This is a genomic window from Christiangramia aquimixticola (assembly GCF_048285835.1).
Taxonomy (GTDB): domain Bacteria; phylum Bacteroidota; class Bacteroidia; order Flavobacteriales; family Flavobacteriaceae; genus Christiangramia; species Christiangramia aquimixticola.
Genome location: NZ_JBLVTL010000105.1, coordinates 1 through 338, shown reverse-complemented (window position 1 = coordinate 338; position 338 = coordinate 1). Strand labels below are relative to the sequence as shown.

At 45.0% G+C, this 338-nt stretch carries 1 protein-coding gene; it reads right to left on the bottom strand.

Annotated features, from left to right (window positions below; genetic code table 11):
- Positions 1-338 (bottom strand): TIM barrel protein (locus ACNKXV_RS13705; protein ID WP_417908284.1); only part of this gene is annotated, 338 nt, incomplete at both ends.

Below are 338 nucleotides of genomic sequence, written 5' to 3'. Positions count from 1 at the left end.
AATTTCTTTTAAGGCTTCGGTAATCGGTCCCATAGCTGTATGCCCAAAACCCATGGGTTTTCGGTTGGAATCGGCGAAATGGACGTGCCCGATGTGGTTTCCAGATTTTCTAATGGATTCGGTAAGGTTATCTTCTTCGATGTTCATATGAAAGAGATCTGCCAGGAGCTTTACATGGCTAAACTCATTTCTTTCCAGAAATCCACTTCCTGCCTCCAATGTATTGAACAGGTTAGTTTCGTAGCGATTGAGAGGTTCGTAGATGAGCGTGACTCCAAGAGAAGCCGCATGTTTTCCCAGAACTTCAAGTCCCTCGGCTAGTAGCTTGAAGGTTTCCT